At 62.6% G+C, this 25,992-nt stretch carries 23 protein-coding genes; 7 read left to right on the forward strand and 16 right to left on the reverse strand.

Annotation, left to right across the window (positions count from 1 at the left end):
- Window positions 1-30: 30 nt before the first annotated feature.
- From lysA to argH, 3 genes are read right to left on the reverse strand one after another with little or no spacing between them, the layout of a single operon-like run.
- Complete coding sequence (gene lysA / locus FHS64_RS02325; RefSeq protein ID WP_167175061.1) at window positions 31-1,305, reverse strand: diaminopimelate decarboxylase; 1,275 nt, start codon at window positions 1,303-1,305, stop codon at window positions 31-33.
- A 15-nt stretch (window positions 1,306-1,320) separates the two neighbouring features.
- Window positions 1,321-1,533: a hypothetical protein gene (locus FHS64_RS02330; RefSeq protein ID WP_167175064.1), complete on the reverse strand. Its 213-nt coding sequence runs from the start codon at window positions 1,531-1,533 to the stop codon at window positions 1,321-1,323.
- Window positions 1,534-1,547: 14 nt separating this feature from the next.
- Entirely contained in the window at window positions 1,548-2,951 is a 1,404-nt protein-coding gene (gene argH, locus FHS64_RS02335) for an argininosuccinate lyase (RefSeq protein WP_167175067.1), read from the reverse strand.
- Here argH and FHS64_RS02340 point away from each other — a divergent pair.
- The gene (locus FHS64_RS02340) at window positions 2,950-3,567 is read left to right on the forward strand and encodes a TlpA family protein disulfide reductase (RefSeq protein WP_167175070.1); all 618 of its coding nucleotides are present in this window, start codon (window positions 2,950-2,952) and stop codon (window positions 3,565-3,567) included. The genes argH and FHS64_RS02340 overlap by 2 nt on opposite strands.
- Window positions 3,568-3,785: 218 nt before the next feature.
- Here FHS64_RS02340 and FHS64_RS02345 read toward each other — a convergent pair whose 3' ends face one another.
- Window positions 3,786-4,115: a hypothetical protein gene (locus tag FHS64_RS02345; protein WP_167175073.1), complete on the reverse strand. Its 330-nt coding sequence runs from the start codon at window positions 4,113-4,115 to the stop codon at window positions 3,786-3,788.
- A 648-nt stretch (window positions 4,116-4,763) separates the two neighbouring features.
- Here FHS64_RS02345 and FHS64_RS02350 point away from each other — a divergent pair.
- Window positions 4,764-5,114: a hypothetical protein gene (locus FHS64_RS02350; protein WP_167175075.1), complete on the forward strand. Its 351-nt coding sequence runs from the start codon at window positions 4,764-4,766 to the stop codon at window positions 5,112-5,114.
- A gap of 102 nt (window positions 5,115-5,216) precedes the next feature.
- On the opposite strand, the gene FHS64_RS02355 is transcribed toward FHS64_RS02350, so the two are convergent.
- The 3 genes from FHS64_RS02355 to FHS64_RS02365 all read right to left on the reverse strand — a co-directional run bounded on the left by FHS64_RS02355 (window position 5,217) and on the right by FHS64_RS02365 (window position 10,694).
- Window positions 5,217-5,522: a GIY-YIG nuclease family protein gene (locus FHS64_RS02355; RefSeq protein ID WP_243862674.1), complete on the reverse strand. Its 306-nt coding sequence runs from the start codon at window positions 5,520-5,522 to the stop codon at window positions 5,217-5,219.
- Window positions 5,523-5,741: 219 nt separating this feature from the next.
- Window positions 5,742-8,330: an ATP-dependent chaperone ClpB gene (clpB, locus tag FHS64_RS02360; RefSeq protein WP_167175080.1), complete on the reverse strand. Its 2,589-nt coding sequence runs from the start codon at window positions 8,328-8,330 to the stop codon at window positions 5,742-5,744.
- Window positions 8,331-8,459: 129 nt separating this feature from the next.
- Window positions 8,460-10,694, reverse strand: a complete 2,235-nt coding sequence (locus FHS64_RS02365) for a TonB-dependent receptor domain-containing protein (protein WP_167175083.1) — start codon at window positions 10,692-10,694, stop codon at window positions 8,460-8,462.
- A 244-nt stretch (window positions 10,695-10,938) separates the two neighbouring features.
- Between FHS64_RS02365 and FHS64_RS02370 the strand changes: the two genes are divergently transcribed.
- Entirely contained in the window at window positions 10,939-12,846 is a 1,908-nt protein-coding gene (locus FHS64_RS02370; RefSeq protein WP_167175086.1) for a BCCT family transporter, read from the forward strand.
- 81 nt (window positions 12,847-12,927) lie between these two features.
- On the forward strand, window positions 12,928-14,577 hold the full coding sequence (locus tag FHS64_RS02375; protein ID WP_167175089.1) for a serine hydrolase: 1,650 nt from the start codon (window positions 12,928-12,930) through the stop codon (window positions 14,575-14,577).
- Window positions 14,578-14,615: 38 nt separating this feature from the next.
- On the opposite strand, the gene FHS64_RS02380 is transcribed toward FHS64_RS02375, so the two are convergent.
- The 5 genes from FHS64_RS02380 to prmC all read right to left on the reverse strand — a co-directional run bounded on the left by FHS64_RS02380 (window position 14,616) and on the right by prmC (window position 18,799).
- Window positions 14,616-15,029: an SPFH domain-containing protein gene (locus FHS64_RS02380; RefSeq protein WP_167175092.1), complete on the reverse strand. Its 414-nt coding sequence runs from the start codon at window positions 15,027-15,029 to the stop codon at window positions 14,616-14,618.
- A gap of 61 nt (window positions 15,030-15,090) precedes the next feature.
- Window positions 15,091-15,738, reverse strand: a complete 648-nt coding sequence (locus tag FHS64_RS02385; RefSeq protein ID WP_243862770.1) for a DUF4893 domain-containing protein — start codon at window positions 15,736-15,738, stop codon at window positions 15,091-15,093.
- 113 nt (window positions 15,739-15,851) lie between these two features.
- Complete coding sequence (locus FHS64_RS02390; RefSeq protein ID WP_167175098.1) at window positions 15,852-16,508, reverse strand: hypothetical protein; 657 nt, start codon at window positions 16,506-16,508, stop codon at window positions 15,852-15,854.
- Between the two features lie 127 nt (window positions 16,509-16,635).
- Window positions 16,636-17,529 carry a DUF4167 domain-containing protein gene (locus FHS64_RS02395; protein ID WP_243862675.1) on the reverse strand — a complete coding sequence of 298 codons (894 nt, stop codon included), beginning with the start codon at window positions 17,527-17,529 and terminating at the stop codon, window positions 16,636-16,638.
- A gap of 343 nt (window positions 17,530-17,872) precedes the next feature.
- Window positions 17,873-18,799: a peptide chain release factor N(5)-glutamine methyltransferase gene (gene prmC / locus FHS64_RS02400; RefSeq protein WP_243862676.1), complete on the reverse strand. Its 927-nt coding sequence runs from the start codon at window positions 18,797-18,799 to the stop codon at window positions 17,873-17,875.
- Between the two features lie 103 nt (window positions 18,800-18,902).
- Here prmC and FHS64_RS02405 point away from each other — a divergent pair, with 103 nt between their 5' ends.
- On the forward strand, window positions 18,903-20,150 hold the full coding sequence (locus FHS64_RS02405) for a YihY/virulence factor BrkB family protein (RefSeq protein ID WP_243862677.1): 1,248 nt from the start codon (window positions 18,903-18,905) through the stop codon (window positions 20,148-20,150).
- Here FHS64_RS02405 and prfA read toward each other — a convergent pair.
- Window positions 20,147-21,214, reverse strand: a complete 1,068-nt coding sequence (gene prfA, locus FHS64_RS02410) for a peptide chain release factor 1 (protein ID WP_167175107.1) — start codon at window positions 21,212-21,214, stop codon at window positions 20,147-20,149. The two genes, FHS64_RS02405 and prfA, sit on opposite strands and share 4 nt — an antisense overlap.
- 267 nt (window positions 21,215-21,481) lie before the next feature.
- On the opposite strand from prfA, the gene FHS64_RS02415 reads away from it, so the two are divergent.
- A complete protein-coding gene (locus tag FHS64_RS02415) occupies window positions 21,482-22,105 on the forward strand; it encodes a response regulator (RefSeq protein ID WP_167175110.1) in 624 nt (207 codons plus the stop codon).
- Window positions 22,106-22,191: 86 nt separating this feature from the next.
- Window positions 22,192-22,965 (forward strand): sulfite exporter TauE/SafE family protein, encoded by a 774-nt coding sequence (locus FHS64_RS02420; protein ID WP_167175114.1) that lies wholly within the window; start codon window positions 22,192-22,194, stop codon window positions 22,963-22,965.
- Between the two features lie 34 nt (window positions 22,966-22,999).
- Here the strand turns inward: FHS64_RS02420 and FHS64_RS02425 are convergent, their stop codons facing one another.
- From FHS64_RS02425 to FHS64_RS02435, 3 genes are all read right to left on the reverse strand, one after another.
- The gene (locus FHS64_RS02425) at window positions 23,000-23,596 is read right to left on the reverse strand and encodes a glutathione S-transferase N-terminal domain-containing protein (RefSeq protein ID WP_167175117.1); all 597 of its coding nucleotides are present in this window, start codon (window positions 23,594-23,596) and stop codon (window positions 23,000-23,002) included.
- Window positions 23,597-23,618: 22 nt separating this feature from the next.
- Window positions 23,619-24,749 (reverse strand): flavodoxin-dependent (E)-4-hydroxy-3-methylbut-2-enyl-diphosphate synthase, encoded by a 1,131-nt coding sequence (ispG, locus tag FHS64_RS02430; protein WP_167176233.1) that lies wholly within the window; start codon window positions 24,747-24,749, stop codon window positions 23,619-23,621.
- A gap of 70 nt (window positions 24,750-24,819) precedes the next feature.
- Window positions 24,820-25,980, reverse strand: a complete 1,161-nt coding sequence (locus FHS64_RS02435; protein ID WP_167175122.1) for a helix-turn-helix domain-containing protein — start codon at window positions 25,978-25,980, stop codon at window positions 24,820-24,822.
- Between the last annotated feature and the right edge of the window lie 12 nt (window positions 25,981-25,992).

Genomic DNA, 25,992 nt, shown 5'->3' on the forward strand with positions numbered 1-25,992 from the left:
AAAGGCCCCTCAAACGAGGGGCCTTTTTCTTTACAGCCAGTCCGCGATCGGCTCGCGGGCGAACATCTCGTCATAGGTCGGGCGCGGGCGGATCACGGCCCATTTGTCGCCATCCGCCAGAACCTCGGCAGCCAACGGGCGGGTATTGTATTCGCCGCTCATCACCGCGCCATAGGCACCAGCCGACATGAAGGCCACCAGATCGCCGGCTTGCAGAGGGGTCAGATTGCGATCACGGGCAAAGGTATCACCCGTCTCGCAGACAGGGCCGACCACATCGTGCGGGATGGCCTCACCGCCCTTGGGACGGACCGGCTTGATGTCGTGGAAGGCATCATAGAGGGCCGGACGCATCAGGTCGTTCATGGCCGCATCCAGCACGAGGAAGCGGCGACCGTCCGTGCGCTCGTTCATGTGCACGACGCGGCTGAGCAGGATACCGGCATTGGCCGCCATCAGGCGTCCCGGTTCGAAGGCGGCCTCGACGCCGAGGCCTTCCAGCACACCGGCGACCATGGCGATATACGCCGAAGGCGGCGGGGTATTGGTCTCGCCATAATAGGGCACGCCCAGACCGCCGCCCAGATCAAGGCGCGTTACCGACATGCCCTGTTCGCGCAGGGTTTCGGTCATCTGGCGCAGCACTTTGAAGGCGCTTTCCAGCGGGGTCAGATCGGTGATCTGGCTGCCGATATGGCAGGCCAGACCGACAGGGTTCACATGCGCAGAGCGTGATGCCACGGCATAGAGGTCCATGGCCTCTTCAACCGGCACGCCGAACTTGTCGCCTGCGCCACCCGTGGTGATCTTGGCATGGCCACCCGCGCCGATTTTCGGGTTCACGCGGATGGCGATGTCGGGCTTGGCGTCCATGGAGGCCGCAACCGCGATCAGGCGTTCAAGCTCGGTCGAGCTTTCGACATTGATCTGGCGCACGCCTTCACGGATGGCAAAGGCCAGCTCGGCGTCGGTCTTGCCCACGCCCGAGAAGATGATCTTGGAGGCCGGAATGCCAGCCTTGAGGGCACGACGGATTTCCCCCTCGGACACCGTATCGGCACCGCAGCCCAGTTGCCCCAGCACTTTCAGCACCGAAATATTGGAGTTGGCCTTTACCGCAAAAGCGATCAGCGCATCGCCCAGTGCGCCCTTATGGGCGTCACAGGCTTCGCGCATCAGGCCATAATGGCGGCGTAGCGTGGCTGCCGAATAGACATAGGTGGGCGTGCCCACCTCGGCGGCCAAGGTTTCCAGATTGACGCCCTCGGCATGGAGGACGCCGTCTTTCAGATCAAAATAATGCACGGGGCCTACAGGGGCTTAGAAGTCGGGACGACGGCCCGTCGGATCAGCAGCACCACCGTCGATGGGGTTGTTGCTGGACGGGGAAAGGACCGTGGCCGGTTCGCGGTTGCGCTCGGTCCATTTGGAGTTCGAGCGGGCGCTGGGCGCTTCCAGATCGGCCATCTTGCCGCAGGCCGAAAGGGTCACAGCCGAGGCCAGAACCATGGACAGGATCAGGGTCTTTTTCATAGGGTTTCCTTGGATCACAGGCGTTGTCTCCAGTCTGCGATACGGGCGCGGACCTGATCGGGGGCCGTACCGCCGAAGGACTGGCGGCTGGCGCACGAGGCCTGCGGAGTCAGGACAGCATAGACACCGTCATGGATGCGCTCGTCCAGCGCCTTCAATTCGGCAATCGGCAACTGGCCCAGATCAAGGCCCAGCTGCTCGGCGCGTTTCACGGCGGCACCGGTCACATGGTGGGCTTGGCGGAACGGCAGGTTCAGTTCACGCACCAGCCAGTCGGCCAGATCGGTCGCGGTCGAGAAACCGGCACCGGCAGCGGCGGCCATTTTTTCCGTGTTCGGACGGAAGGCCGCGATCATGGCGGTCATCGAGCTGAGCGCGAGGTTCAGAGCATCAAAGGCCTCGAACACCGGCGGCTTGTCTTCCTGCATGTCCTTGGAATAGGCCAGCGGCAGACCCTTCATCACCGTCGTCAGGGCAATGAAGGCCCCGTTGATACGGCCGGTCTTGGCACGCACCAGTTCGGCGGCGTCCGGGTTGCGCTTTTGCGGCATGATCGACGAGCCGGTCGTCAGATCATCCGGCAGGGTGATGAAGCCGAACATCGGCGTCATCCACACCACAATCTCTTCGGCCAGACGCGACAGGTGACCGGCGGCAATCGAGGCATCGGCCAGACATTCCAGCGCGAAGTCGCGGTCGGAAACGGCATCGAGGCTGTTGCCCATCGGGCGGTCGAAGCCGAGCGCCTGTGCGGTAGCATGGCGGTCAATCGGGAAGGGCGAACCAGCCAGAGCCGCAGCGCCCAGCGGGTTTTCGTTCATACGGGCACGGGCATCGGCAAAGCGGCTGGCATCGCGGCCAAACATTTCGACATAGGCCATCAGGTGGTGGCCCAGCGTCACCGGCTGTGCGGTTTGCAGGTGCGTGAAGCCCGGCATCAGATCGCCTGCGTGTTGTTCGGCGCGGTCCAGCAGGGCGCGTTGCAGGTCTTTGAGTTGTTCAATCGTGCGGTCGGCAGCGTCGCGGACCCACAGGCGGAAATCGGTGGCCACCTGATCGTTGCGCGAACGGGCGGTGTGCAGACGGCCCGACGGTTCGCCGATCAGTTCAGACAGGCGCATTTCCACGTTCATGTGGATGTCTTCATAGGCATCGCGGAACGGGAAGGTGCCGTCCTTGATCTCGCCCTCGATCACATCCAGACCGCCGAGGATGGCGTCGGCATCGGCCTGCTGGATGATGCCCTGCTTGGCCAGCATGCGGCAATGTGCCCGCGATCCGGCCAAGTCCTGTGCCCACAGGCGTTTATCAACGCCGATAGAGACGTTAATGGCCTGCATGATATCTGCGGGCTTGGCGCTGAAGCGGCCACCCCATAGAGACTGACCCTGAGGGGTTTTCGAAGGCGTATCGGACATGAGCGGCTCTAAACGGACTAAGGCGATCGGCATAGGCGTGATTGCAACAGTGGCGGCAATCGGCGGTGCGGCCCTGCTATACGTCAATCAGGACGGCGGGAGCAAAGGTTCTGATGCCGCTTCGACGAATAGCGGTGCTTTTGCCGCCCATGCCAAGGGTCCGTTGGCGCGATTGCAGTCGCCGGAGCCTGTCCCTGCCCCCGATTATGCGTTTCAGGATGCGGACGGAAATCCGGTCACCTTTGCCGATTTCAAGGGCAAGGTGACGGTGGTGAATCTGTGGGCGACATGGTGCGCGCCGTGCAAGATCGAGATGCCGACGCTGGCGGCGCTGGCCAAGCGCTATGAGGGGCGCGAGGACTTTGCGGTAGCGGTTATCAGCATGGATACCGACCGTGCACAGGAGGCGGCCAAGGCCTTTATCGCCGAGAATGCGCCGCTGAAATATTATGCCGATCCAAAATTTCAGCTGGCCTTCGAGTTCCCCGGCAAGGGGGCCATGCCGCAAACCATGATCCTTGATCGCGAGGGTCGGGTGGTGGCGGTGATGGTGGGCGAAGCCGACTGGAACGGGCCGCAAGCGGTGGCCTTGATCGAAGACATTTTAAAACAATAAAGACTGCCCGAAGGCAGCCTGTTTTCAGCTTGCCCTACCGCAAGCCGCCCGGCGGCTCGCTGCTTGAGGGCAGAAGCCCGCGTCGGGTCGGGAGGTCCCGAAGGGCCGACGAACGCGGGCCACTTATATTTTAAGTGCCCCTACCGCTCGCCGCACGGCGGCTCGCTGTTTGAGGGGCAGAAGCCCGCGCCGGATTTCAGCGCGGGCTATTAAACCACTTAGTGTTTTTCGAGCTTGGCGCGGGCTTCGGCGGCAGCCTTTTCAGTGGCGGCAGCGGCGTCAACAGCGCCATCCTTGATGGCAGTGCCAGCCTTGTCGGCAGCGTTCGAGGTGGCGGCAGCAGCGTCGGTCGCGGCAGCAGCCGTGGCGTCAGCAGCGCTGTCTACGGCCGTTGCGGCAGCGTCACCGGCATGTTCGGCAGCAGCCGTTGCATCGGCAGCCGCGGCAGAAGCATCGGCCTCGGCCTTGTTTTGTTCGGCTTGGGTGCAGGCAGCGGCACCGAGAGCCAGAACAGCGGCAGCAGCGATGGAAAGCGAACGAATACGCATGGGATCATCCCCCTCGAGGTTCTTGAAAACGGCCAACGCCAAGCTGGCCATTCCGCATAACGCCGTCGTGAGAGACTGGTTGCGAAAACGTGATCAGGAAAATTGGAACCACGGCTTTTTCCGTAAATTCTTAGCGGGCCGCGGTCGTCGGCCCTACGGGACCTCCCGACACGACGCGGCCTGTCACCTCGCGCGGGAAGTTATTCACGCGCTAGAGGCAGGCACCGTTGTTTGCGGTTACCCTCTGCGCCCGTGGCGGGCAGCTTTCGCAGACGACGAAAGCTGGAACGGTCCGAGTATCCACCTCGACCCTTGCCGGAACCTCTTCGTCCAAGCGCATTGCGCCGACAGGCTCCACCGGCGTCATGCGTGCGCATGACCCCCGCTCTTCTCGCTCCCGCCGCCGCATCGGATCGCCGGCCGAGCGAGCCCTCCCCTGCGACGGGACACAGAGGATTATGCGGCAGGGCTCAGGTAGGACGCGTCGATGGGGGCCAATGCGCCGGTGGGCGTTGATTTCATACGGGTTATTGGCGTGGACTGTGGTGGCTGTGGCCTTATACCTAGCGGGTTTTGCGAGATGTGCGCCCTGCTCTGCTTGTCCGAAACGAAAGGAAGGTAGAGTTTTGCGCCAAACAGGAGGCCGTCATGAGTGCCGACTATCTGGCTATTTTCACCAGCGACAAGACCGGTCCCAAATGGCGGGCATGGCGCGCGATGAGCGAGGCCGAGCAGGCCGAAACGGCGCGTATCGGCGTTGCCGCCGTGGCGGCATGGGAAGAGGCCCATCGTGACGCCATCGTCTATAAGGGCGGCCCGCTGGGCCCGACCAAGCGCATCGGTGACGACGGAGTTGTGACGGATGTGGTCAATCTGCTGACCGTTTTTATGGTCGTGCGCGCCGACAGCTTTGATGCCGCGGCAAGGCTGTTCGAGGACCACCCGCATATGAACCCCTTCCCCTGCGACGGTGTGGAGGTGATGCCGGTTTTGGGGTGAGGTTTGGACGGTATCGCATGGTGACGCAGTTTTCGCGCTGACGCGCGCCGCTGGCTCCCCGATCTGCGCCGCCAAGGCGGCTTGTCGGAGGATGACGTTAGGTTAGTCGGTTGGGGTTGGGGGTGACCATGCGGGGTCATGGGTGGGGTACCAGTCGGCGGCGAGGTCGTGCCAATCGGGGTTCTCGCGCTCGATGAGGGCGAGTTTCCATGCGCGGAGCCATTTCTTGATGCGGCATTCGCGGTGGATGGCTTGGGCGATCAAGGCGTGGTGTTCGAACCAGACGAGGTTGATGCAGTCGTAGGTGTCTGTGAAGCCGGTGAGGCTGTGGGACTTGTGCTGCCAGACGCGGGCCGGAAGGTTCGAGGTGGAGCCGGTGTAGAGAGTGCCGTTTCGTTCGCTGGCCATGATGTAGGTGGCGATGAAGGGGCGGCGCGGGTCCATAGTGTGACGCTATCGCTCATTTCGGTTTTCGTCATCCTTCGACGAAGCGTAGCGAGATCGGGGGATCCAGAAATGTGCAGGTGGGTGCGCGGGTATCTGGATCCTCCGGTCAAGCCGGAGGATGACGGAGAACGAAGGCTGGTACGAAAGAAAAAGGGCGGCCTGTGGGGCCGCCCTTTTGGGTTAGTGGACTTGGGGTTTGCCGATGACGAGGCCGTCTTCGCCGGCGGTGACGTGGACGACACTGCCGTCCTCGAACTCGCCTTGCAGGAGTTTACGGGCCATGGGGTCGACCAGTTGTTTCTGGATGACCCGTTTCAGCGGGCGGGCGCCATAGACGGGGTCGTAGCCCTTGTCGGCGAGCCAGCTGAGGGCGCTGTCGTCGAGGTCCAGAGACAGGCGGCGTTCGGCCATGAGGGCTTCGAGGCGCTTGAGCTGGATGCGGACAATGCCGCCCATCTGTTCGCGGCCGAGGCGTTTGAACAGGATGATCTCGTCGATGCGGTTCAGGAATTCGGGACGGAAGTGGCTGCGGACAGAGCCCATGACCAGTTCGCGTACATCCTCGACATCGTCGCCCTCGCCTTGGTTGGCAAGGAATTCGGACCCCATATTGGAGGTCATGATGATGAGGGTGTTCTTGAAGTCGATCGTGCGGCCCTGACCGTCGGTCAGGCGACCGTCGTCCAAGACTTGCAACAGGATGTTGAACACATCGGGGTGGGCCTTTTCGACCTCGTCGAACAGGATGACCTGATACGGGCGACGGCGAACGGCCTCGGTGAGGGCACCGCCTTCATCGTAACCGACATAGCCCGGAGGCGCGCCGATCAGGCGGCTGACCGAGTGTTTTTCCATATATTCGGACATGTCGATGCGCGTGATGGCGCTGTCGTCATCGAACAGGAACTCGGCCAGAGCCTTGGTCAGCTCGGTCTTGCCCACGCCCGTCGGGCCGAGGAACAGGAAGGAGCCGATGGGCTTGTTCGGGTCGTTCAGGCCCGCACGCGCACGGCGCACGGCATCGGACACGGCTTGTAGAGCTGGTTCCTGACCCACGACGCGACCGCGCAGGGCGTCTTCCATGACGAGCAGTTTTTCGCGCTCGCCTTCCAGCATCTTGTCGACAGGCACGCCGGTCCAGCGCGACACCACCGCCGCGATCTGTTCGGCATCGACCACCTCGGCCGCGAGGGTCGAGGCTTTTTCTTCCTCGTTCGCCTGTGCTTCTTCGAGCTGGCGTTCCAGTTGCGGGATCTGGCCGTAAGCGATTTCAGACGCGCGGGCGAGATCACCCGAACGCTGGGCATTGGTCAGTTCCAGACGCAGGCGGTCCAGCGTTTCGCGCAGTTGGGCGGACTGGCCGACCTTGTCCTTGGCGGCGCGCCATTGCGAGGTCATGTCGTCGGACTGGGCCTCGAGGTCGATGATCTCGTCTTCCAGTTTTTCGAGGCGATGGCGCGAGGCGTCGTCGTCCTCTTTTTTGAGGGCTTCGCGCTCGATCTTGAGCTGAACCAGACGGCGGTCGATTTCATCCAGAGCCTCGGGCTTGGAATCCACGGCCATACGCACGCGCGACGCGGCTTCATCGACGAGGTCGATGGCCTTATCGGGCAGGAAGCGGTCGGTGATGTAGCGGTTCGACAAGGTGGCGGCGGCCACGATGGCGCTGTCGGAGATACGCACGCCGTGGTGGACTTCGTATTTTTCCTTCAGGCCGCGCAGGATCGAGACGGTGTCTTCGACCGTCGGTTCGCTGACCATGACCGGCTGGAAGCGACGGGCAAGGGCCGCGTCTTTTTCAACGTGCTTGCGGTATTCGTCCAGCGTGGTGGCGCCGACGCAGTGAAGCTCGCCACGGGCCAGAGCAGGCTTGAGCAGATTCGACGCGTCCATCGCGCCATCGCCCTTGCCCGCGCCAACCAGCGTGTGCATTTCGTCGATGAAGAGGATGATCTGGCCCTCGGCGGCACCGACCTCGTTGAGGACCGCTTTCAGGCGTTCCTCGAACTCGCCACGGTATTTGGCACCAGCGATCAGCGCGCCCATGTCGAGCGACAGGACACGTTTGTCTTTCAGGCTTTCGGGCACATCGCCATTGACGATGCGCTGGGCCAGACCTTCTACAATGGCGGTCTTGCCCACGCCCGGTTCACCGATGAGGACGGGGTTGTTCTTGGTACGGCGGGCAAGGACTTGGATCGTGCGCCGGATTTCTTCGTCGCGGCCGATGACCGGATCGACCTTGCCGTCGGACGCGGCCAGAGTCAGGTCGCGGGCATAGCGTTTGAGCGCGTCATAGCCGTCTTCGGCACTGGCGCTGTCGGCGGTTTGACCCTTGCGGATTTCATTGATGGCAGCGTCCATCTTGGCGGGGGTCACGCCCACGCCTTTCAGGACAGCGGCGGCCACACCGCCCTCGCGGGCCAGAGCGGCAAGAATACGCTCGGTCGTGACGAAGGCGTCACCGGCGGCCTTGGCATCGTCCTCGGCCTTGGCGAAGACGCGGGCGGTGTCGCCATCCATGTAGAGCTGGCCGGAGCCGCCCGAGACTTGAGCGCGTTTTTTGAGCGCCGTTTCGGTGTCGGTTACGGCCTTGGCGGGATCGCCACCGGCTTGGGTAATCAGATTGCGGGCAAGGCCGTCACGCTCTTCCAGCAACACCTTGAGGATGTGCTCGGGAGCAAATTGCTGGTGGCGGCGGGCCAGTGCCAGAGACTGGGCCGACTGGATCGCCTGTTTGGCGCGGTCGGAATAGAGTTCGATATTCATATGGGCATCCCCTGAGAGGCGGATTTGGGGGTCGCGTCCTTCAGTTGAAGCAACGCAACCCCGATACCGATCAGTTGGGAATGCCGACGTTACCCCGCAAGGGGAAACATCAACGAAATCAGCTCGTGTTTAGCTTCCGGTCGGGCCGCTCGAGAAGTCGAACTGCTCGGGCTGACGACGCGGGCTGGAGCCCAGCTGCCAGCTGAGGCCGATATAGAAGGCGCGCAGATTGATTTTCTGCTCGTTCAGCTCGCGGAAGGCGGGCGTGTCGTAGCGCACTGTATTGTCGAACGAGTTGAACAGGTCGCGGCCCGTGACGTTTAGCGACAGCTTGTCGGTCAGCTTGCGACGGTAGCCGAGATTGACCATGCCGCCCGCCTCGCGGGTGCCCTGGGCCAGCAGGCTCTCGCCCTGCCAGAAGCCGGTGAGCTGGATGAAGTCCTTGTCGTTCGGCTGCCAGTTCAGGCTGAGACGGCCACTGACCATGGTGCCTTCGCGGTCGCGTCCGCCCGCAATACCGGCAGCGTCGATCTTTTGCTGGAAGACATTGGCACTGGCCCCGTAGCGCAGGGTCGGGAGCAGACGCCCATTAGCGCTGAGTTCCAGACCCAGATCGCTGCGCGAGCCGAGGTTTTCGGGACGGGTCAGGATGATGCCGTTGCCGATGTCGCTGGCGACGTCGGTGAAGGCCTTGTTGGTGTCGCGGTAATAGGCGGTCGCCTGATAGAAGGACTGGCCATGGCGCATCTGCCACATGGCCTCGAACGCGTCGGTTTCCTGCGGCTCCAGATCGGGATTGCCCGAGTTGCGGCGCATGGGGTCCTGATAGGACACGAACGGGTTCAACTGGGACAGTTGCGGGCGCTGGATGCGGCGCGAATAGCTGGCGCGCAGGGTCTGGGCCTCGGTTAGCTGGTATTGCAGGTGGCCGGTCGGATAGGCGCGGAAATAGTCCTGCGAAGCGGACAGACCACCGGTCAGGTCATCGATTTCAATCTCGGCCTGTTCCAGACGCAAACCCGCCTGTGCGGACAGTTTGGGGGTCAGGGCGCGCTCATAGGTCGAGTAGAGGGCGTGAACCGTCTGCGACCCTTCGAAACGGTTGCTGAGGCTGGGTACGAGAACAAGGCCGGCCTCGGAGGGGCCACGGCGGAACTGGGTGTCCTGATCGGGCGACGTATAGGTCAGCTCGTAGCCGAGGCGCAGTTTCTCGCCTTCGGCCATCGGGCGCACATAGGCACTGGTGAAACCGACAGTCTTGGTATCGACCGTGGTGTTCATGCGCTCATAGGTGTCGGGGCTTACCGGCTGGGCAAAGCGGGTATGCAACAGAAACTCGTTGTCATTGCCCTGTTTGTCATAGCGCACTTCATTGGACCATTCGTGGCCCTCGGTGTCGAAGCGGTGAAGCAAACGGGCGGTCGCGCCGATATTGTCGATGGTGATATTGCCGCCGGTCGACAGCGTATAGGCATTGGTCACATTGTCATTGGCATCACGGGTTTCATAAAGGCCGCCATTACGCGGATCGATATCGAACACCATGGCACGGACTTCGCCGGTCAACTGGGTGCGGTCGGTCAGCTTGTATTCCGCCGAGAAGCGGCCAAAACCGCCCGACTGTTCGGTGTCCGAGCTCTGGTCGACTGTGGTGGTGCTAGTCACATTACCGGCAGCGTCCAGCAGTTCACGACGCGAGGGGAAGGTGAACTCGTTGGCATCCGAACGGTAGCTGAGGTCGCCTGAAAGGGTCAGCTTGTCTTTCTGGTACGAGCCACTGACACCGGTATTCCAGCGGCCATTGTCGCCCACATTCACACGGACAGAGCCGGTGGTCTGAACACCCGGACGCGGGGCGGTCGGTTTGGTGATCAGGTTGATGACGCCGCCACCGCCCTCGGGGCTATAGGCCGCCGAAGGATTGGTCATCACCTCGATGCGCGCATATTGATCGGCAGGCAGTTGCTGGATGGCCTGTGCGCGGCCTTCGCCACTAAGGATGCCGGACGGGCGGCCATCCACCAGAATGGTGACGCTGGAATTACCACGCAGCGAGACATTGCCCTGCGGGTCGACATCGACCGACGGAACATTGCGAAGGGCGTCGGCCAGCGAGCCGGTGGTCGCCTGAAGGTCGTTGGCGAGGATGTAGCTGATACTGTCGATCGAGGTGCGGATGCCGTTGGTCTGGGCGCTGACGACGACCTCTTCGACCTTGGCCGGTTCTTCCTGCGTGTCCTTGGATGGCGCAGGTGTCTGGGTCGGCGTTTGGGGTGGGGTCTGGGTGGAGCTTTGGGCCCAGGCCGGCGTGCTGATCGCAACGAGGGCGGCACCTGTGAGGAGCGTCGTTTTCAGGCGGTTCATGATCGGTCTCGATGACAATAACTTGTAAAGCACGCTTTACTACATGGCCCATAGCCGTGAAAGTTACATCGAAGCAATGTTGTTTTATTTCATATCCTTACATGGATTTAATCTTGGCGAGCGGCCTGATAAATTTTCATAACGCCGCATTTTCAATCTGTTGCAGCTTGACCAAATACCGTTCGGATAGTGGCAACATGCCGAAACAGGGGAACCCTGACACAAAAAAGCCGTTACCTCTGACATGCTTGCATCCATCAATGCCCGCACCTTTTGGGGTGCGAGTGCGATCATTGGCGTTTTGCTGTTGGTCACACTCATCATTCCGGACACCGCTGCCAGCGTGTTCGGATCGGCCCAGAACTGGACCATCGAAAATTTTGGCTGGTTTTATGTGACGGCAGTGGCCGTCTTTTTTGTTTTATTGCTGGTTATCGCCTTTGGTCCCATGGGGCGTTTGAAACTGGGACCGGACGATTCCGAACCGGATTTCCCGTTCCTGTCATGGGTGGCCATGCTGTTCGCGGCGGGCATGGGGATCGGCCTGATGTATTTCGGCGTGGCCGAGCCCGTTCAGCACTATGTCAATCCGCCCGATGTCACGCCCGAGACCATGGAAGCCGCGCGCGAGGCCATGGCCATCACCTATACCCACTGGGGTTTCCACGGCTGGGCCATCTATGGTCTGGTGGGACTGGCGCTGGGATATTTCGCGCACCGCAAGGGTCTGCCTCTGGCCATGCGCTCGGCCTTCCATCCGCTGATCGGGGACCGCATCTATGGTCCCATCGGTGATCTGATCGACATCTTTGCGATTTGCGGCACCCTGTTCGGGATCGCCACCTCGCTGGGACTGGGTGTCAGCCAGATTGTCAGCGGATTGAATGCCGTGTTCGGCCTGCCCGCAACGCCGTGGATGCAGGTGGTCCTGATTGTCGCGGTGGTGGGACTGGCCACGATTTCGGTGCTGTCGGGCGTCGGCAAGGGCGTGCGCCGCCTGTCGGAACTGAATCTGATTATGGCGGTCTGCCTGATGCTGTTCATCATGCTGGCAGGGCCGACCCTGTTCCTGATCCGCGCCTATGTGCAGAATTTCGGTCTGTATCTGGATCACTTCATCGTCCGCAGCTTTACGCTTTATGCCTATGAGCCGCGCGCCTGGCTGGCGGACTGGACGCTGTTCTACTGGTCATGGTGGATCGCATGGTCACCGTTTGTCGGCCTGTTTATCGCGCGCATTTCACGCGGGCGTTCGGTGCGTGAATTTGTCGTCAGCGTGCTGACCGTACCGACAGCCTTTACGTTCCTGTGGATGACCGTATTCGGCAACTCGGCCATGGCGCTGGATATGGGGATTTCCCAAGGTGCCATCTCGGACGCCGTACGGACCGATCTGTCGACCGCCCTGTTCCGCTTCCTCGACTATTTCCCGCTGTCGACCGTCACCTCCATCCTCGCCATTGCGCTGGTGATGGTGTTCTTTGTCACCTCGGCGGATTCCGGTGCGCTGATCTTGGCCAACCTGTCCTCGGCCCATAATGACGAGGATGCCCCCGGCTGGATGCGGGTCTACTGGGCGGTATTGCTGGCTCTGGTTTCGTCGGCCCTGTTGCTGGCGGGCGGATTGTCGGCCTTGCAGACGGCCACTTTGCTGGCGGCCCTACCCTTTGGCATCATCCTGTTGCTGATGGGGGCCGGTCTGGTGCGCCAGATGAATGCCGACCTGCATGGCGAGGTGATCGAACAGGCCGCGCCGCATCTGGGCGCACGTCTGCGCTTTATCTTTGCGCCGGCCAGCCGCGAACAGATTATCCGCCAGATCAACCAGACGGCCTGTCCGGCACTGGAAGAGGTCTATGCCGCGCTCAGCGCCAATGCCGAGTTCGCCAATCTGGACCGGCAGGAGGACGAGATCACCCTGACCATCGACAATGAAAAGGGCACCTCCTTCTTCTATCGCGTCGCCCCCCGTTCAAGGCCGCGCATCGCCCTGACGGCATCCGAGGCGCGTCAAAACCGTCGCCTGAACGAGTGGCGCATGGCCGCCAACAGCAGTGACGGCAAGCGCGCCCGCGACATTACCGGCTTTACCCGCGAACAGATTGTCTCGGATGTGCTGGAGCATCTGCAAAGATGGCGGGCGGCGCTGTAAGAGGCCAAACCGGCGTGCGCGATGCTGGCGCGGCAGCGGGAAGCAAGATAGCGTGGCCGCCGAGATTATACCGGAGCTGCCATGTCCCTTCGTCTTTCCCGCCGCGCCGCACTACTGAGCGGTAGTGCCGCCGCGCTGACGACACGCCCTGCCTTTGCCTTTCAAGCCGCCAATGACGATGCCTCGCTGGTCGAGGCGTTCGATGCCTATGTGAAGCGCTGTCTGGCGGCATGGCCGGACCAGCCTGCGGTATCGGTGGCGCTGGTCAAGGACGGCCAGACCCTGCTGGCCAAGGGTTATGGCACGCGCATCAAGGGCCAGAACGCGCCTGCCAGCGACAATACCCTGTTTGCCATTGCCTCCAACTCCAAGAACGTCACCGCGGCCTGTCTGGGTATGCTGGTGGACGAGGGCAAGGTGAAATGGGACGAGCCGATCAAGACCTATCTGCCCGAGTTCACCCTGTCCGATCCGGTGATCGCGGAGCGTATTACCGTGCGCGATACCCTGTCGCACCGTGCCGGTTTCGGGCTGGGTGCCGGTGATCTTCTGTTCTGGCCCAATAGCGACCGCTCGCGCGCCGATGTGCTGCGTCAGGCGGCCTTTGTGCCGATCGAGGACGGGTTCCGCGCCAACTATCATTATTGCAACCTGATGTTTGTCGTCGCCGGTGCCGTGATCGAGCGCGTCTCGGGTATGACCTGGGAAGACTTTGTCCAGACCCGCGTGTTCGACAAGCTGGGCATGACGGAAAGCGTGCCGCTGGCGCGTCTGGCAGACCCTGCGAAGTCGGCCCTGCCCCATGGCCGCGTCGGCCCGCCCCTGCGTTATCAGGGCGAGATGACCCAGATTGCGCGCTCGATTGCCGAGGTCTGGAACTGGGACAATGCGGCCGCTGCCGGTGGCATCTGTGCCAGCGCCCGTGACTGGGCCAAGTGGATGGCGCTGCGTCTGAACAACGGGGCACTACCCGATGGGACCCGCCTGTTCTCCGAGGCGGTGGCCAAAGAGATGTACCGTCCGAACATCATCGTCTCGTCGTCCGAGGGGCCGACGGCGGCCATGCCCAACCGTTCGATTGCCAATACCTATGCCATGGGCTTGCAGGTGCAGGACTATCGCGGCGAGCGCATGGCCACCCATGGCGGCGGATCGCCGGGCGGTATCTCCTCGACCGTTCTTCTGACGGCGCGCAAGATCGGCATTTCGATCTTTACCAATGCCGAGGAGGGTCTGCTGTTGCGGGCGCTGCGTTCGGGTCTGACCGATCTGGCCATGGGCAAGGTGGATGTGGACTGGATTGCCGATTCCAAGCGCATCGAGGCCGAGGGGATCGAGAAGTCGCTGAAGGCCGCGGCCGAGATCGATGCCAAACAGGCCGCGGGCGCTCGTCCGCCGCTTCATCTGGCGGCCTATGAAGGCACATGGCGTGACCCGTGGTATGGCGACATCATCATCCGCGAGCAGGACTATGGCCGTGGCCAGCACCACCGCCCCGGTCTGTGGGTGACCTTTACCCATACCCCCGCGCTGAAGGGCTGGCTGGAGCCGTATGACGGCAATACCTTCCGTACCCGCTTTACCGACAAGCGCGAGGAAGATGCGTTCTTCACCTTCGAGGTCGAAAACGGTCTGGCTGTCCGTGCGACCCTCAAGGGTGTCTCGCCCGATATCGACTTCTCGTATGACTATCAGAACCTGCGTCTGACCAGGGTCCCGCGCAGCCGCTGAGAATAAAAAGGGCCGGATCAGATGATCCGGCCCTTTTGTTATTTCGCGTCGCGCTTGCCCGCTTCGAGGATGGGCATACCCGCCTCGGTGGGGATGTAGATGGTCTGGCGACCTTCCTTGCCCGCGGTTTCCTGAAGCATGTTGATATAGGACCAGCGCAGATAGTTTTCGGCACCGCCCAGCGCCTCGGCCATGATCCGGTTGGCCTCGTTGGCCCCCTTGGCGCGTTCGATCTCGGCCTGTGCGGTCAGCTTGGCGGCATCGAGGGCGGCTTGCGCTTCCAGCACGCGGATGCGGCGGTTTTGCACGGCTTCTTCGTAGGCGGCGCGGCCCTGCATCTGTTTGGCATAGACGTTGTAGGTGGGCAGGCCCACCAGAACGATCGCCAGTACAGCCACAGCCGCTACAATCGTCCAGATCGTGGCCTTAAGTCCGTATTGCGGTTTGCTCATTATGCCCTTCCTCTACAATATCAGGGCCATAATTCCGAAAAAGACGGGCCAGTGGCAAGCCTTATTCGGGGACCAGCTCCATCACGTCCAGATTGGATTCGTTGTGCGGCCACGGGGTGACCAGACGCCAGCGTTGCGGGCCGATACGTTCCAGCACCGCCACCGTGTCGCGGTCCGGTCGCGCGCCATAGGCCGGTGCGCGTACCTCGTTCGACAGGGCCATAGCCCCGAGCAGGACCATGTGTTTTTCGCTTTCGGGATAGAGCAGCCCCTGCACCCGTTGCGAGCCTGACAGCTTGGTCAGGAGCGTGCCCTGATCGGTGGCCTCGACGCGGCAACGGAACCAGCCATAGACCACATAGCCCAGACCGTCATACTCGGCCTGACTGCCCAATTTTACGGTGCGGCAACGGTAATGGCCGCTGGGCATGGCCGGATCGGGCAGACTGGCGGCGGGGTCAACCAGAGCGCCCAGAGACGCTAGATTGCCGCTGCCGCCCAGACGGTCGGCCTGTTCCAGCGCCACCTTCCATGCGGCCTCGCGGCGATCCAGACGGTCGCGGTCAAAGCGGGAGATCACGCCGCGCCAGTCAACCAGCACGGTACCGACCGGCGGTGGCGGAGGCGGCGGCATGACGACATCGACGCGATCCGAACCGCTATTGACCGACGCGCACCCAGCCAGCACTGACAGGATTGCGCCTGTCATCACTGTGGTACCCATCCATTTACGCGGTTTTGGACGCCAACAAGCCACACGGCTCTCCATGTTTCGGGCACTACCCCACCTTGGGACTATTCGACGGCCTTAGAGCCGGTGCGTCAAGGGCGACGAGGGTGGTATCTTGCCCCAATCGGGACCGACAAGGGCCGATGCGGTTCATTAAGTGCCACAAGATGGCGGGTCCGGCGTTCGGGACCGAGGCACAGGGCCGCTGGAAACCGTAGCTCGACCACCACGCCTTCGCCCTCGAACACCGACACCCGCTGTTGTCCGCCCAGCCGGATCACGTCCTGTTCCAGACGCGCGAGGTGTCGGTAGCGGCTGCTCCCTTCCCACCAGCCCATGGTCTGTCCGGTCACGCCACTGCTGTCCGAAATGCCGAGGCGCAGCCCCTGTGCGTCATAGCCAAGGTCGCAGATGACGGCCCCTTCGTGCCCGCAGGCGGTAATCGCGCCCCGCACCAGATCGGTCAGGACCGAGGTGAGCATGACTGCGTCCACGCAAAGCAGCGGCACGTCCCAGCGGTAACGCCGCATGACATCGACACGATAGAAAAAAGCCTCGTCACCCAGACTGAGTCCGACCTGTCGCAAAATAGCTTGCGGGCAAATCGCGACAGCGGCGAGCGGCTCTGCGGGCGCGGCCAGAACAGACGCACGCGACGGGGAACGCATCAGGGCCGCCAAGCGCGAAAACTCGCTCAAGAACTGGCCCAGTAGATCGTTCAGGTGACGGGTAAAGCCGGGGGAAGCCATGACATCATCTCTGCAATCAGGGACAGTCTTGGCTTTGAAATGAAAGTTTTGGTTACCGGACAGGCAAGCAAAAACCCGCAGTATGCGAATACTGCGGGCTTTCGTAGTCTTTACCGTTTCGGGGAAATCAGTCCTCCGAAGTGGTTTCCTCGATCTTGCGGCGCGGCGCGCGGCGGCGCGGAGCCGGAGCCTCGTCGGGGGTATCTTCCAGAGCGACCGGACGGGTGACAAAGCCCGGCAGGCTGGCCGCATCACGCGAGGTTTCTTCGCCAGCTTCGGTCGCCGGTTCTGCGTTACGCGGTGCCGATTCCGCACGCGGACGGCGGGTGCGCTGGGCGCGCGGTGCCGGTTCGGCCTGTTCGACCTCGACGGCCGCTACAGGCGGTTGGGCGACTTCGCCAGCACCGGTATCGGCCGGCGGCGTGTCGTTAGGGCTGTCTTCGCCCGAACCTTCCGTACCGTTATCGAAGCGGCGGTTGCGATCGTCACGACGACGTTCCCAACGCTCGCGGCGGCTTTCACGGCGGTTGCCTTCACGGGCTTCGAATTCGGCGTCGGTCTCGCCGCGTTCAGCGCGCTCGGCACGTTCACGCTCGCGCTGGGCTTCGCGCTCGGCGCGTTCGGCCTGACGGCGGGCTTCGTCCTCGGCGCGACGTTCCTCAGCCTGCTGGGCAGCGATGATGGCCGCGGCCTGGGCACCGGATTCGTCTTCGAAGTCGATATCGAAACCTTGGCCAGCCTGTTCGCGCTGGGAGATCTCGCTCACCGAACGCAGGGGCTGCAGGGCGCGCAGGACACGGAAATAGTGTTCGGCGTGCTGGGTGTAGTTTTCGGCCAGAACGCGGTCACCGGCAGCGGAAGCATCGCGCGCCAGCTGCATATAGCGTTCATAAACCGTCTGGGCATTACCTCGAACCTTGATGTTCTCGGGACCTTGCGAGTCCCACGAACGGTTCGGGTTGGTTGCATTGGCGTTGTTGCCACCGCTCGGCTTGCGATTGCGGCCGCGCTGACGCTTCATGCCCTTGAAATCTCTCATCGAGGTTACCGTGCTGGTGTGGATCCGGCTGTCGCTGTGACAGTTTGGGCCCAAGTCCTGGTTCCGCGCTTTCGGGGCCAATCCCCGTTGCGATGTGTTCGGAAAAACAATTGTCGCCCTGTGGTCCGCCGCGCCCTCTCAGGCCCGACCGTCACATGCCCCGGACACACTGATGATGGCATAGGTAGCCGCATCCGCTGTGTTTTGGGTGGAGACAAGGTGGACTTAGCGCGTGATTAAGCCTTTTGCCAAGACCTATAATGCAAAAAGCGGCGACAGGCTTTTGACCTGCCGCCGCCAAATACCGTTTGGGCCTTGCGAAAACCTAGGCCTTGGGGCGCGGTGTGGTGTGCGGATCGGGACCATTGGTGACCACGCGATCGCGCTGTCCCAGATCCTTGACCACCTTCACATCGGCAAAGCCTTCCGCCTCGAACAAGGCCTTGACCTGCGGGCCCTGGTCCCAGCCGATCTCGACCGCGAAAATACCCTCGGGGCGCAACAGGCGCTTAATCTCGGGCGCCAGTACGCGGTACGGCTCAAGACCATCGGCACCGCCATCCAGAGCCAGATGCGGGTCGTGTTCGCGCACTTCGGGATCAAGTCCGGCAATATCGCCCGACGGGATATAGGGCGGGTTGGACACCACCAGATCATAGCAATGATCGGCCAGACCCTTTGCCCAGTCGCCATGCGCGAAGGTGCAGCGGTTCGACAGGTCCAGCGTGGCGGCGTTCTCGCGGGCGACCTCGAGGGCCGCATTGGAGATATCGACACCCACACCGTGTGCGCGGGCGCGTTCGGCCAGTGTCGCCAGCAGGATGGCGCCCGAGCCTGTGCCCAGATCGGCCATCTCGAAGGCCTGATCCTCGGTAAAGGCCAGGGTGGCGATATCGACGATCACCTCGGTATCGGCGCGCGGGCTGAGGACGTCGGGGGTGACGTTCAGCATGATCTTCCAGAAACCCTTCTTGCCGAGGATTTTGGAAACCGGTTCACGGGCCAGACGGCGGACAACCATCTCTTCCATCGTCGAATTCTGTTCGGAGGTGACGACGCGATAGGGATCGGTCAGGATATCGACACGCCCCGCCCCCGTCGCCGCTTCCAGCAGGATGCGTGCGTCGATGGAGGGACTGTCGAGACCGGCGGCCTTGAAACGGGTCTGGGCATCCTTCCACAAGGTCAGGAGGGTGGCACCGGATGCGGGAGGGGTGGTGGTCGCGTTCATGCGGATTGATTGGGGACTCATGTCAAAAAATTCAAGACGGAACAGGTCACAGGCAGGATCGTTCTGAACCGCCATGGGCAGAAATAAATCCACCGCAAAACGGTCGGGCGCATCGCGCACGGCTTTGAATCGCGTCACTGCACTGCTGGCCCCGCGTCCGTCCCAAGGGCGCAGTCGGGGCCGCACGCCCCTATGGTTGCGTTATCTGGGGGCTGCGGGCGGCGGGCTAGCGGCGGGGGCGACGGCGGCGCACCTGCTCTATACGCAAGGGCACAGGATCGGTCTGGACCTGCGCCAGTATCGTCCCGATGCCGTGGCCGACGACGAAAGCCCCGAAAGCTATGACCGCGCCGAGCCCGGTCGCGGGCGGTTGGCTACCTCGCCGCTGCAAATCCCGTTCAGGGGCTGGGTCGATATTCTGTGGCGTACCGGCGTCGGCTTTTTTGGCGACCGCGTTTCGTTTGTGGCGGGCGGGATCACCTTTTTCATGCTGCTGGCCCTGTTTCCGGCCATCGGTGCCTTTGTCACCATCTATGGCCTGTTCGCCAATCCGGCAGACGCATGGGGGCGGCTGGACTTCATCTACGAGCTGCTGCCCGCCAATGTGGCCGAGTTTCTCGGCAATGAAATGGCGCGGCTGGCCAGCGGTTCGACCGGCCAGCTGACCTTTACCCTGATCTGGACGCTGTTGCTGTCGCTATGGGCGGCCAATGGCGGGGTGAAGACCCTGTTTTACGGGCTGAATCTTGCCTATCACGAGGTCGAAAAGCGCCACATCGTCAAGTACAACCTGCTGTGTATGGCCTGCACCATTTCGGCTCTGCTGGCGGTGATGCTGGTATCGTTGCTGGTGGTGGGTGTGCCGGTGGTGATTGCCCTGTTCGGTCTGCAGGAGGAGTGGGCGTTTTTGTCGCCGCTGCGCTGGCCGATCCTGTTTGTGCTGTATGTAGGGTTTCTCAATCTGGTCTATCGCATCGGTCCCAGCCGGACCTCGCCGCGCTGGCGCTGGCTGACGCCGGGGGCGACGGTTGCAGCCATATTGGGACTGTTGGTGTCCTTGCTGTTCAGCTGGTTCCTGACCAATTTTGTCCGCACGGACTCCTATGGTCCGTTATCGGCGGCCATGGGTTTTCTACTGTGGACGTGGATTTCGCTGCAAGTCGTGCTGATGGGCGCGCGTCTGAATGCCGAGATCGAACACCAGACCGCGATGGACACCACGGTCGGCCCCGACAAGCCGATCGGCGAACGCGGGGCCGTGATGGCCGACAGTGTGGGCGCACGGAGGGGCAACCCTGCCGCGCTGGCCTTTACGCTGAAATATGCCGAGAGCATCGGATCGAAGGTGATCCGCCGCAGGAGACGGTCTTAGCCGAACTCGGCCTCGAGGTCGGCAAGGCGGGCGGCCTGATCTTCGGCGATCAGGGCGTTCAGCATCGGGTCGAGGTCGCCTTCGAGGATTTGCGGCAGGCTGTGCAGGGTCAGGCCGATACGGTGATCGGTCACGCGACCTTGCGGGAAGTTGTAGGTACGGATGCGTTCCGAACGGTCGCCCGAGCCGACCTGTGACTTGCGGGCGTCGGAGCGGGCATTGTCCTTGGCCTGACGCTGTTGGTCATACAGGCGGATACGCAGGTTCTTCATCGCCTTGTCGCGGTTGACGTGCTGGGACTTCTCCGAGGACGTCACCACGATGCCGGTCGGCAAGTGGGTGATGCGGACCGCCGAGTCCGTCTTGTTGACGTGCTGGCCACCTGCACCCGACGAGCGATAGGTGTCGATGCGGATGTCCTTGTCGTGGATTTCGATCTCCACGTCCTCGACTTCCGGCAGGACCGCGACGGTGGCAGCGGAGGTGTGGATACGCCCGCCCGCCTCGGTCGTCGGCACGCGCTGGACGCGGTGGACGCCGGACTCAAACTTCAGGCGGCCAAACACGCCGTCGCCGGTAATGGTGGCGATGATTTCCTTATAGCCGCCCGCCTCGCCCTCGGTCGCGCTGTCGATCTCGACGCGCCAGCCGATGCTGGAGGCATAGCGGCTATACATGCGGAACAGGTCGCCCGCGAACAGGGCTGCCTCGTCGCCGCCGGTACCGGCGCGCACTTCCAGAACCGCAGAGGCTTTTTCGTCGGCATCGCGCGGGGCCAAAAGCAGGGCCACTTCGCGTTCAAGCTCCGGCAGGCGCTCTTTGAGGGTTTCGATTTCCTCGGCGGCCATGTCGGCCATGTCGGGATCGGAGGCCATAACCTCCAGATCGGCCATTTCCTGACGGGCCTTGGCCAGTGTGGTTACGGCGTCGGCGACAGGCTTCAGCTCGGCATGTTCTTTGGACAGGCGCACGATCTCGGCCCCGTCTGTGGCCGCGCCCATACGCGCTTCCACCTGATGGAAACGGTCGAGTACCTGATCGAGACGGGCCTGGGGAAGACGCAAGGGATGCTCCTGGATTGAAGCGGCCTGAATACGCTGACGGCCCGCCCCAAGTCTATGCCGGATCATGTATTCGCGCGGGCGATCAGGGCATTTACAGCCTCATCACGCGCTCATGCACAGATTGTGATGAGACGTCACAAGCGCGTCAAAGGCATTTTCACAGGCCCTTGCACTCCCTAGCTTTGCGCTGCCGGACGCGGCTCGCCTCTCCTATCGAAGACATGGGTGCGGCCTGTGATCGGCATTGCGTAACAGGGGACTGGCTGAATGAGCTACACCAAAGACCGTCCGGACCTTCGGGTCGATCCGGGCGTAGAGCGGCTTTGTGCCGTCTATGACGCCCATATGGATCACAACGCGCCATTATCATCCGCCGCCGATGCCGAACTACGGGCGCTGGCCCGGATTTTCGATCTGGCCTCGGACGGACCGTCGCGCACCTTGTGGCCCATGATCCGCAGTCTGTTGCTGAAACAGGCCCCGATATCCCCTGCCCTGAATGAATCCGACGAGGAGGCTGATATGACACGCGAGGCCCTGAATGTGCTTGTGGTCGAGGACGATGCGGAGACGGCAGCGACCCTGACCGAAATGCTGGACGAGGCGGGTCACCGCGTGATCGGCCCGTTCCACAGTGCCGAAACCGCAGAGGCCGCAACCGCCCTGCATCCGATTGATCTGGCCCTGCTGGACATCAATCTTTCGGGTGAGGCCAGCGGTGTTGATCTGGCGCGTAGCCTCAAGAACAGTTGGGGTGTGCCGGTGATCTTTCTGTCGGGGGATGTTTCGCAGGCGGCCCGCCATGCCGATATGGCCGCCGCCATGATCATCAAACCCTATTCGACCGCCGATGTTCTGAGCGCCATCCACCGCCTCGAAATTACCAACTGAAGCCCGGCATCTGTAGTAACCTTGTTCGGTCTGTGTCTTTGTCGCGCTGGCTGTCCATAGCAGGCGCATGATCTAGGGAATGCCGGTTGGATACCTTTCTGTTGTTTCTGCTGGTCGGCATATTGGCACAGGCCGTCGATGGCGCGCTGGGCATGGCCTATGGCGTGATCTCGACCTCGGTGCTGCTGGCGCTGGGGGTTCCGCCCGCGGCTGCCTCGGCCAGCACCCATGCGGCCGAGGTGTTCACCACGGCCGCCTCGGCATCCAGCCACGTCGTGCACAAGAATATCGAGTGGCGGCTGTTCGTGCCGCTGGCGGTGGCAGGCGTGATCGGCGGTACGCTGGGGGCCTATGTGCTGACCGGTATCGACAGCAACATCATCAAGCCCTTTATCGTCGCCTATCTGGCCCTGATCGGCATATGGATTTTGTGGCGGGCCGGACATGATATCCACCCGCGCAAGCTGCCGCGCTGGGTGGCGGCACCGTTTGGTCTGATCGGCGGGTTTCTGGATGCGATTGGCGGCGGAGGCTGGGGGCCGACCGTGACCTCGTCCATGATCGGATCGGGGCAGGAACCGCGCAAGGCCATCGGCACGGTCAACACCGCCGAGTTCTTTTTGACGGTGGCCGTGTCGGCGACCTTTGTCTGGGCGCTGGTCAGTGGTCACTGGACCGAGGCCGAGGGGCTGAAAGACCATGCCGCCGCCGTGGCCGGTCTGGTGGCCGGCGGGGTGATTGCCGCGCCGTTTGCAGGCCTGATCGTCAAGAAGGTGCCACGCAAGGTGTTGACCTATGCCGTGGGTATCCTGCTGGTCGGGCTGGCCATTTTTCAGGGCGTGAACCTGTTTCTGAAATAAAAAAGGGAGCCTCGATGGCTCCCTTTTCTTTGGCCTATTTCGGATAGGTATCCTTGAAGCTTTCGCGCGCTTCCATGGCCGTCTGGAAGGCCACCAGCTTGGGGCGGCCCGCCTTCCAGTCATAGTCGGGATGGCGGAAACCGATCCATGTCACGGCAATAGCGGCGGTGATGGAGCCCATGTCGATGACATCTGCCGACAGGGTTTCGGCTTCGAGGGCATCGAGGGTGCGGCCCATATTGGCGGTCCAGCGCTCGATCCACATGGGTGAACGCTCATGCTCGGGGCGGCGCTTTTCCAGCACCAGTTTGACGCCCATTTCCAGCGCCTGATTGCCCAGTGTCTCGAGGCGTTTGACGCGCAGCCAGTTGGCATTGTCCTGTGGCAGGAGGCGATCACCGCTGCCCACGCGATCCAGATAGTCGCAGATGACCGGGCTGTCGTTCAGGGCAAGACCGTCTTCGGCAATCAGGGTCGGCACCTGCACCACCGGATTGGTGTCCAGCAGTTCCGGCGCATTGGCGTAGGGATCGACAACGATCTCCTCGATGCGGTCGGACAGGCCTTTTTCGCGGGCCACGATACGCACCTTGCGGGCGAACGGCGACGGCGTGGTGATATAGAGCTTCATACGATTTCCCCTGCTCTTTTATTCAGTTTTGCTCGGCGGCCTTGCGGGCGGCGTCCAGCTCTGCGGCCTTTTCCTCGACCCGTTCGACAATGTGGTCGATCATGCCGTCATTGGCCTGTTTGTGGGCGATCTTGCCGTTCAGATAGACCATGCCCGAGCCCGCACCACCGCCGGTAAAACCAACATCGGTATAGAGGGCCTCGCCCGGACCGTTGACCACGCAGCCGATGATCGACAGCGACATCGGCGTGGAGATATGGGCCAGTTTCTCTTCGAGGATGGCCACCGTCTCGATGACGTTGAAGCCCTGACGGGCGCAAGACGGGCAAGCAATAATGTTGACGCCGCGATGGCGCAGGCCCAGCGATTTGAGGATATCGAAGCCGACCTTGATCTCTTCGACCGGATCGGCGGCCAGCGAGACACGGATGGTATCGCCGATACCGGCCCACAGCATATTGCCCATGCCAATGGCCGATTTGATCGTGCCGGTGCGGAGCGGTCCCGCCTCGGTCACGCCAAGGTGCAGCGGGCAATCGATGGCCTCGGCCAGTTGCTGATAGGCGGCGACCGTCAGGAAGGGGTCGGACGCTTTCACCGAGATTTTGAACTCGTGGAAGTCGTTGTCCTGAAGGATGCGGGCATGGTTGAGCGCGCTTTCCACCATGGCATCGGGGCAAGGCTCGCCGTATTTTTCCAGCAGTTCCTTTTCCAGCGATCCGGCATTCACACCGATCCGCATAGAGCAACCATTATCGCGGGCGGCCTTGATGACCTCGCGCACACGATCCGCCGAGCCGATATTGCCGGGGTTGATGCGCAGACACGCCGCGCCCGCTTCGGCGGCCTCGATGCCGCGTTTGTAGTGGAAGTGGATATCGGCCACCAGCGGCACCTTGGCCGCCTTGGCGATGGTCTTGAACGCCGCCGTGGATTCCACGTCGGGGCAGGACACGCGCACGATATCGGCCCCTGCCTCTTCCAACTGCCGGATCTGGCCGATCGTGGCATTGGCATCCGTGGTCGGGGTGTTGGTCATCGACTGGACGCTGATCGGGGCATCGCCACCGACAAGGACATTGCCGACGCGGATCTGGCGGCTCTTGCGGCGCTCGATATGGCGCCACGGACGGACGTGGGTGTGGTCTGACATGACAGCCAATACATAGGACGGGGCGCGGGCGATGACCACGCTTCCGAAGACAAAGTTTATGTGTCGGCCCCTATTGGGGCACGACTTGGGCAGATGTGGTGGGGGCAGATGTGGTGGGGGCAGGTGTTGCCACAGGCGCGGCGGCCGCAGCGGGTGGCGTGGTGCGGGCCAGTTCGGCAGCAGCCTGTTCGGCCAGAGCGTTGCGGGCCCTCACCTCGGCCTCGGCGGCAGCGGCGGCGCGGCTTTCGGCCTGACGGGCCAGGTTACCGGCCAGGGCATTCAAACGGGCCAGCGGCGTTTGCGTGCCCGCCAGAGGGGCCGCCAGTTCGCCGTTCATATAGACAGCCACGGCGGTCGGATCAGACACATCGACCGTGGCCTGTACATTGAGCGGTGCCCGCCAGCTATCACCCTCGGCCAGTTGGCGGGCGAACAGGACACGCCCGTCGCCCTGACGCACCACCAGAGTCACGGGCTTGATGGCCTGTAAGGTGGTGGTCGAGCTGTTGGCCGGTGCGCCGTACAATGCACCGCGCGGGTTAAAAGCGGCCTGAACCGGCGGAGCCGGTGCCGCAGCCGTCGCGGCGGCGTCGGGATCATCACCCAAAATCTGCGCCTCGATACCGGGGGTCAGATACAGCGGCGGCGTGGTCTGGTCCGGCGGGGCGGCTTGCGGGCCGCCCAGAACCAGAGCGGTCTGCGGGACCTTATCGGCCTCCTTGGACCAGACAGCCGGTATCGCCGTCAGGTCCGACGGGTGGGGCGGCTCGATGCGGTTCAGGCGCTGGAAGATATTCCAGCACAGGAAGGCCAGACCGACGACCCCAATCACACCCAGAATGGCGGGCGAGCGGCGGCGCATCTGCTGGAAGGCCGCGCCGGTCGGGGCCTGAAGTATGGCACCGGCTTCGGGGAATTCGGCCTTGTACTGTTCGACCGCTTCCAGTTCGTCCAGACCCAGAACCTGTGCGTAGATACGCACATAGCCCATGGTAAAAATGCGCGACGGCAGCAGCGACTGGTCGCCCTGCTCGATGGCCTTGAGGAAGCGGGTATTGACGCGGGTCTTGGTGGACAGCTCGACAAAGGACAGGCCGGACGCCAGACGTGCCGCACGCAGTCGCCCGCCCAGCGTTGTCGGCTCGGCGGTCATGTCTTCATGTGCCGTGTCTTCAGCGGTCTGTGCGGTCTGGCTGTCGTTTTCGGGCGGCAGGGGCCGGTCCTGATCCATCAGTCGGAATAT

Origin of the sequence: Brevundimonas terrae (assembly GCF_011761985.1) — a bacterium.
Classification (GTDB): Bacteria; Pseudomonadota; Alphaproteobacteria; order Caulobacterales; family Caulobacteraceae; genus Brevundimonas; species Brevundimonas terrae.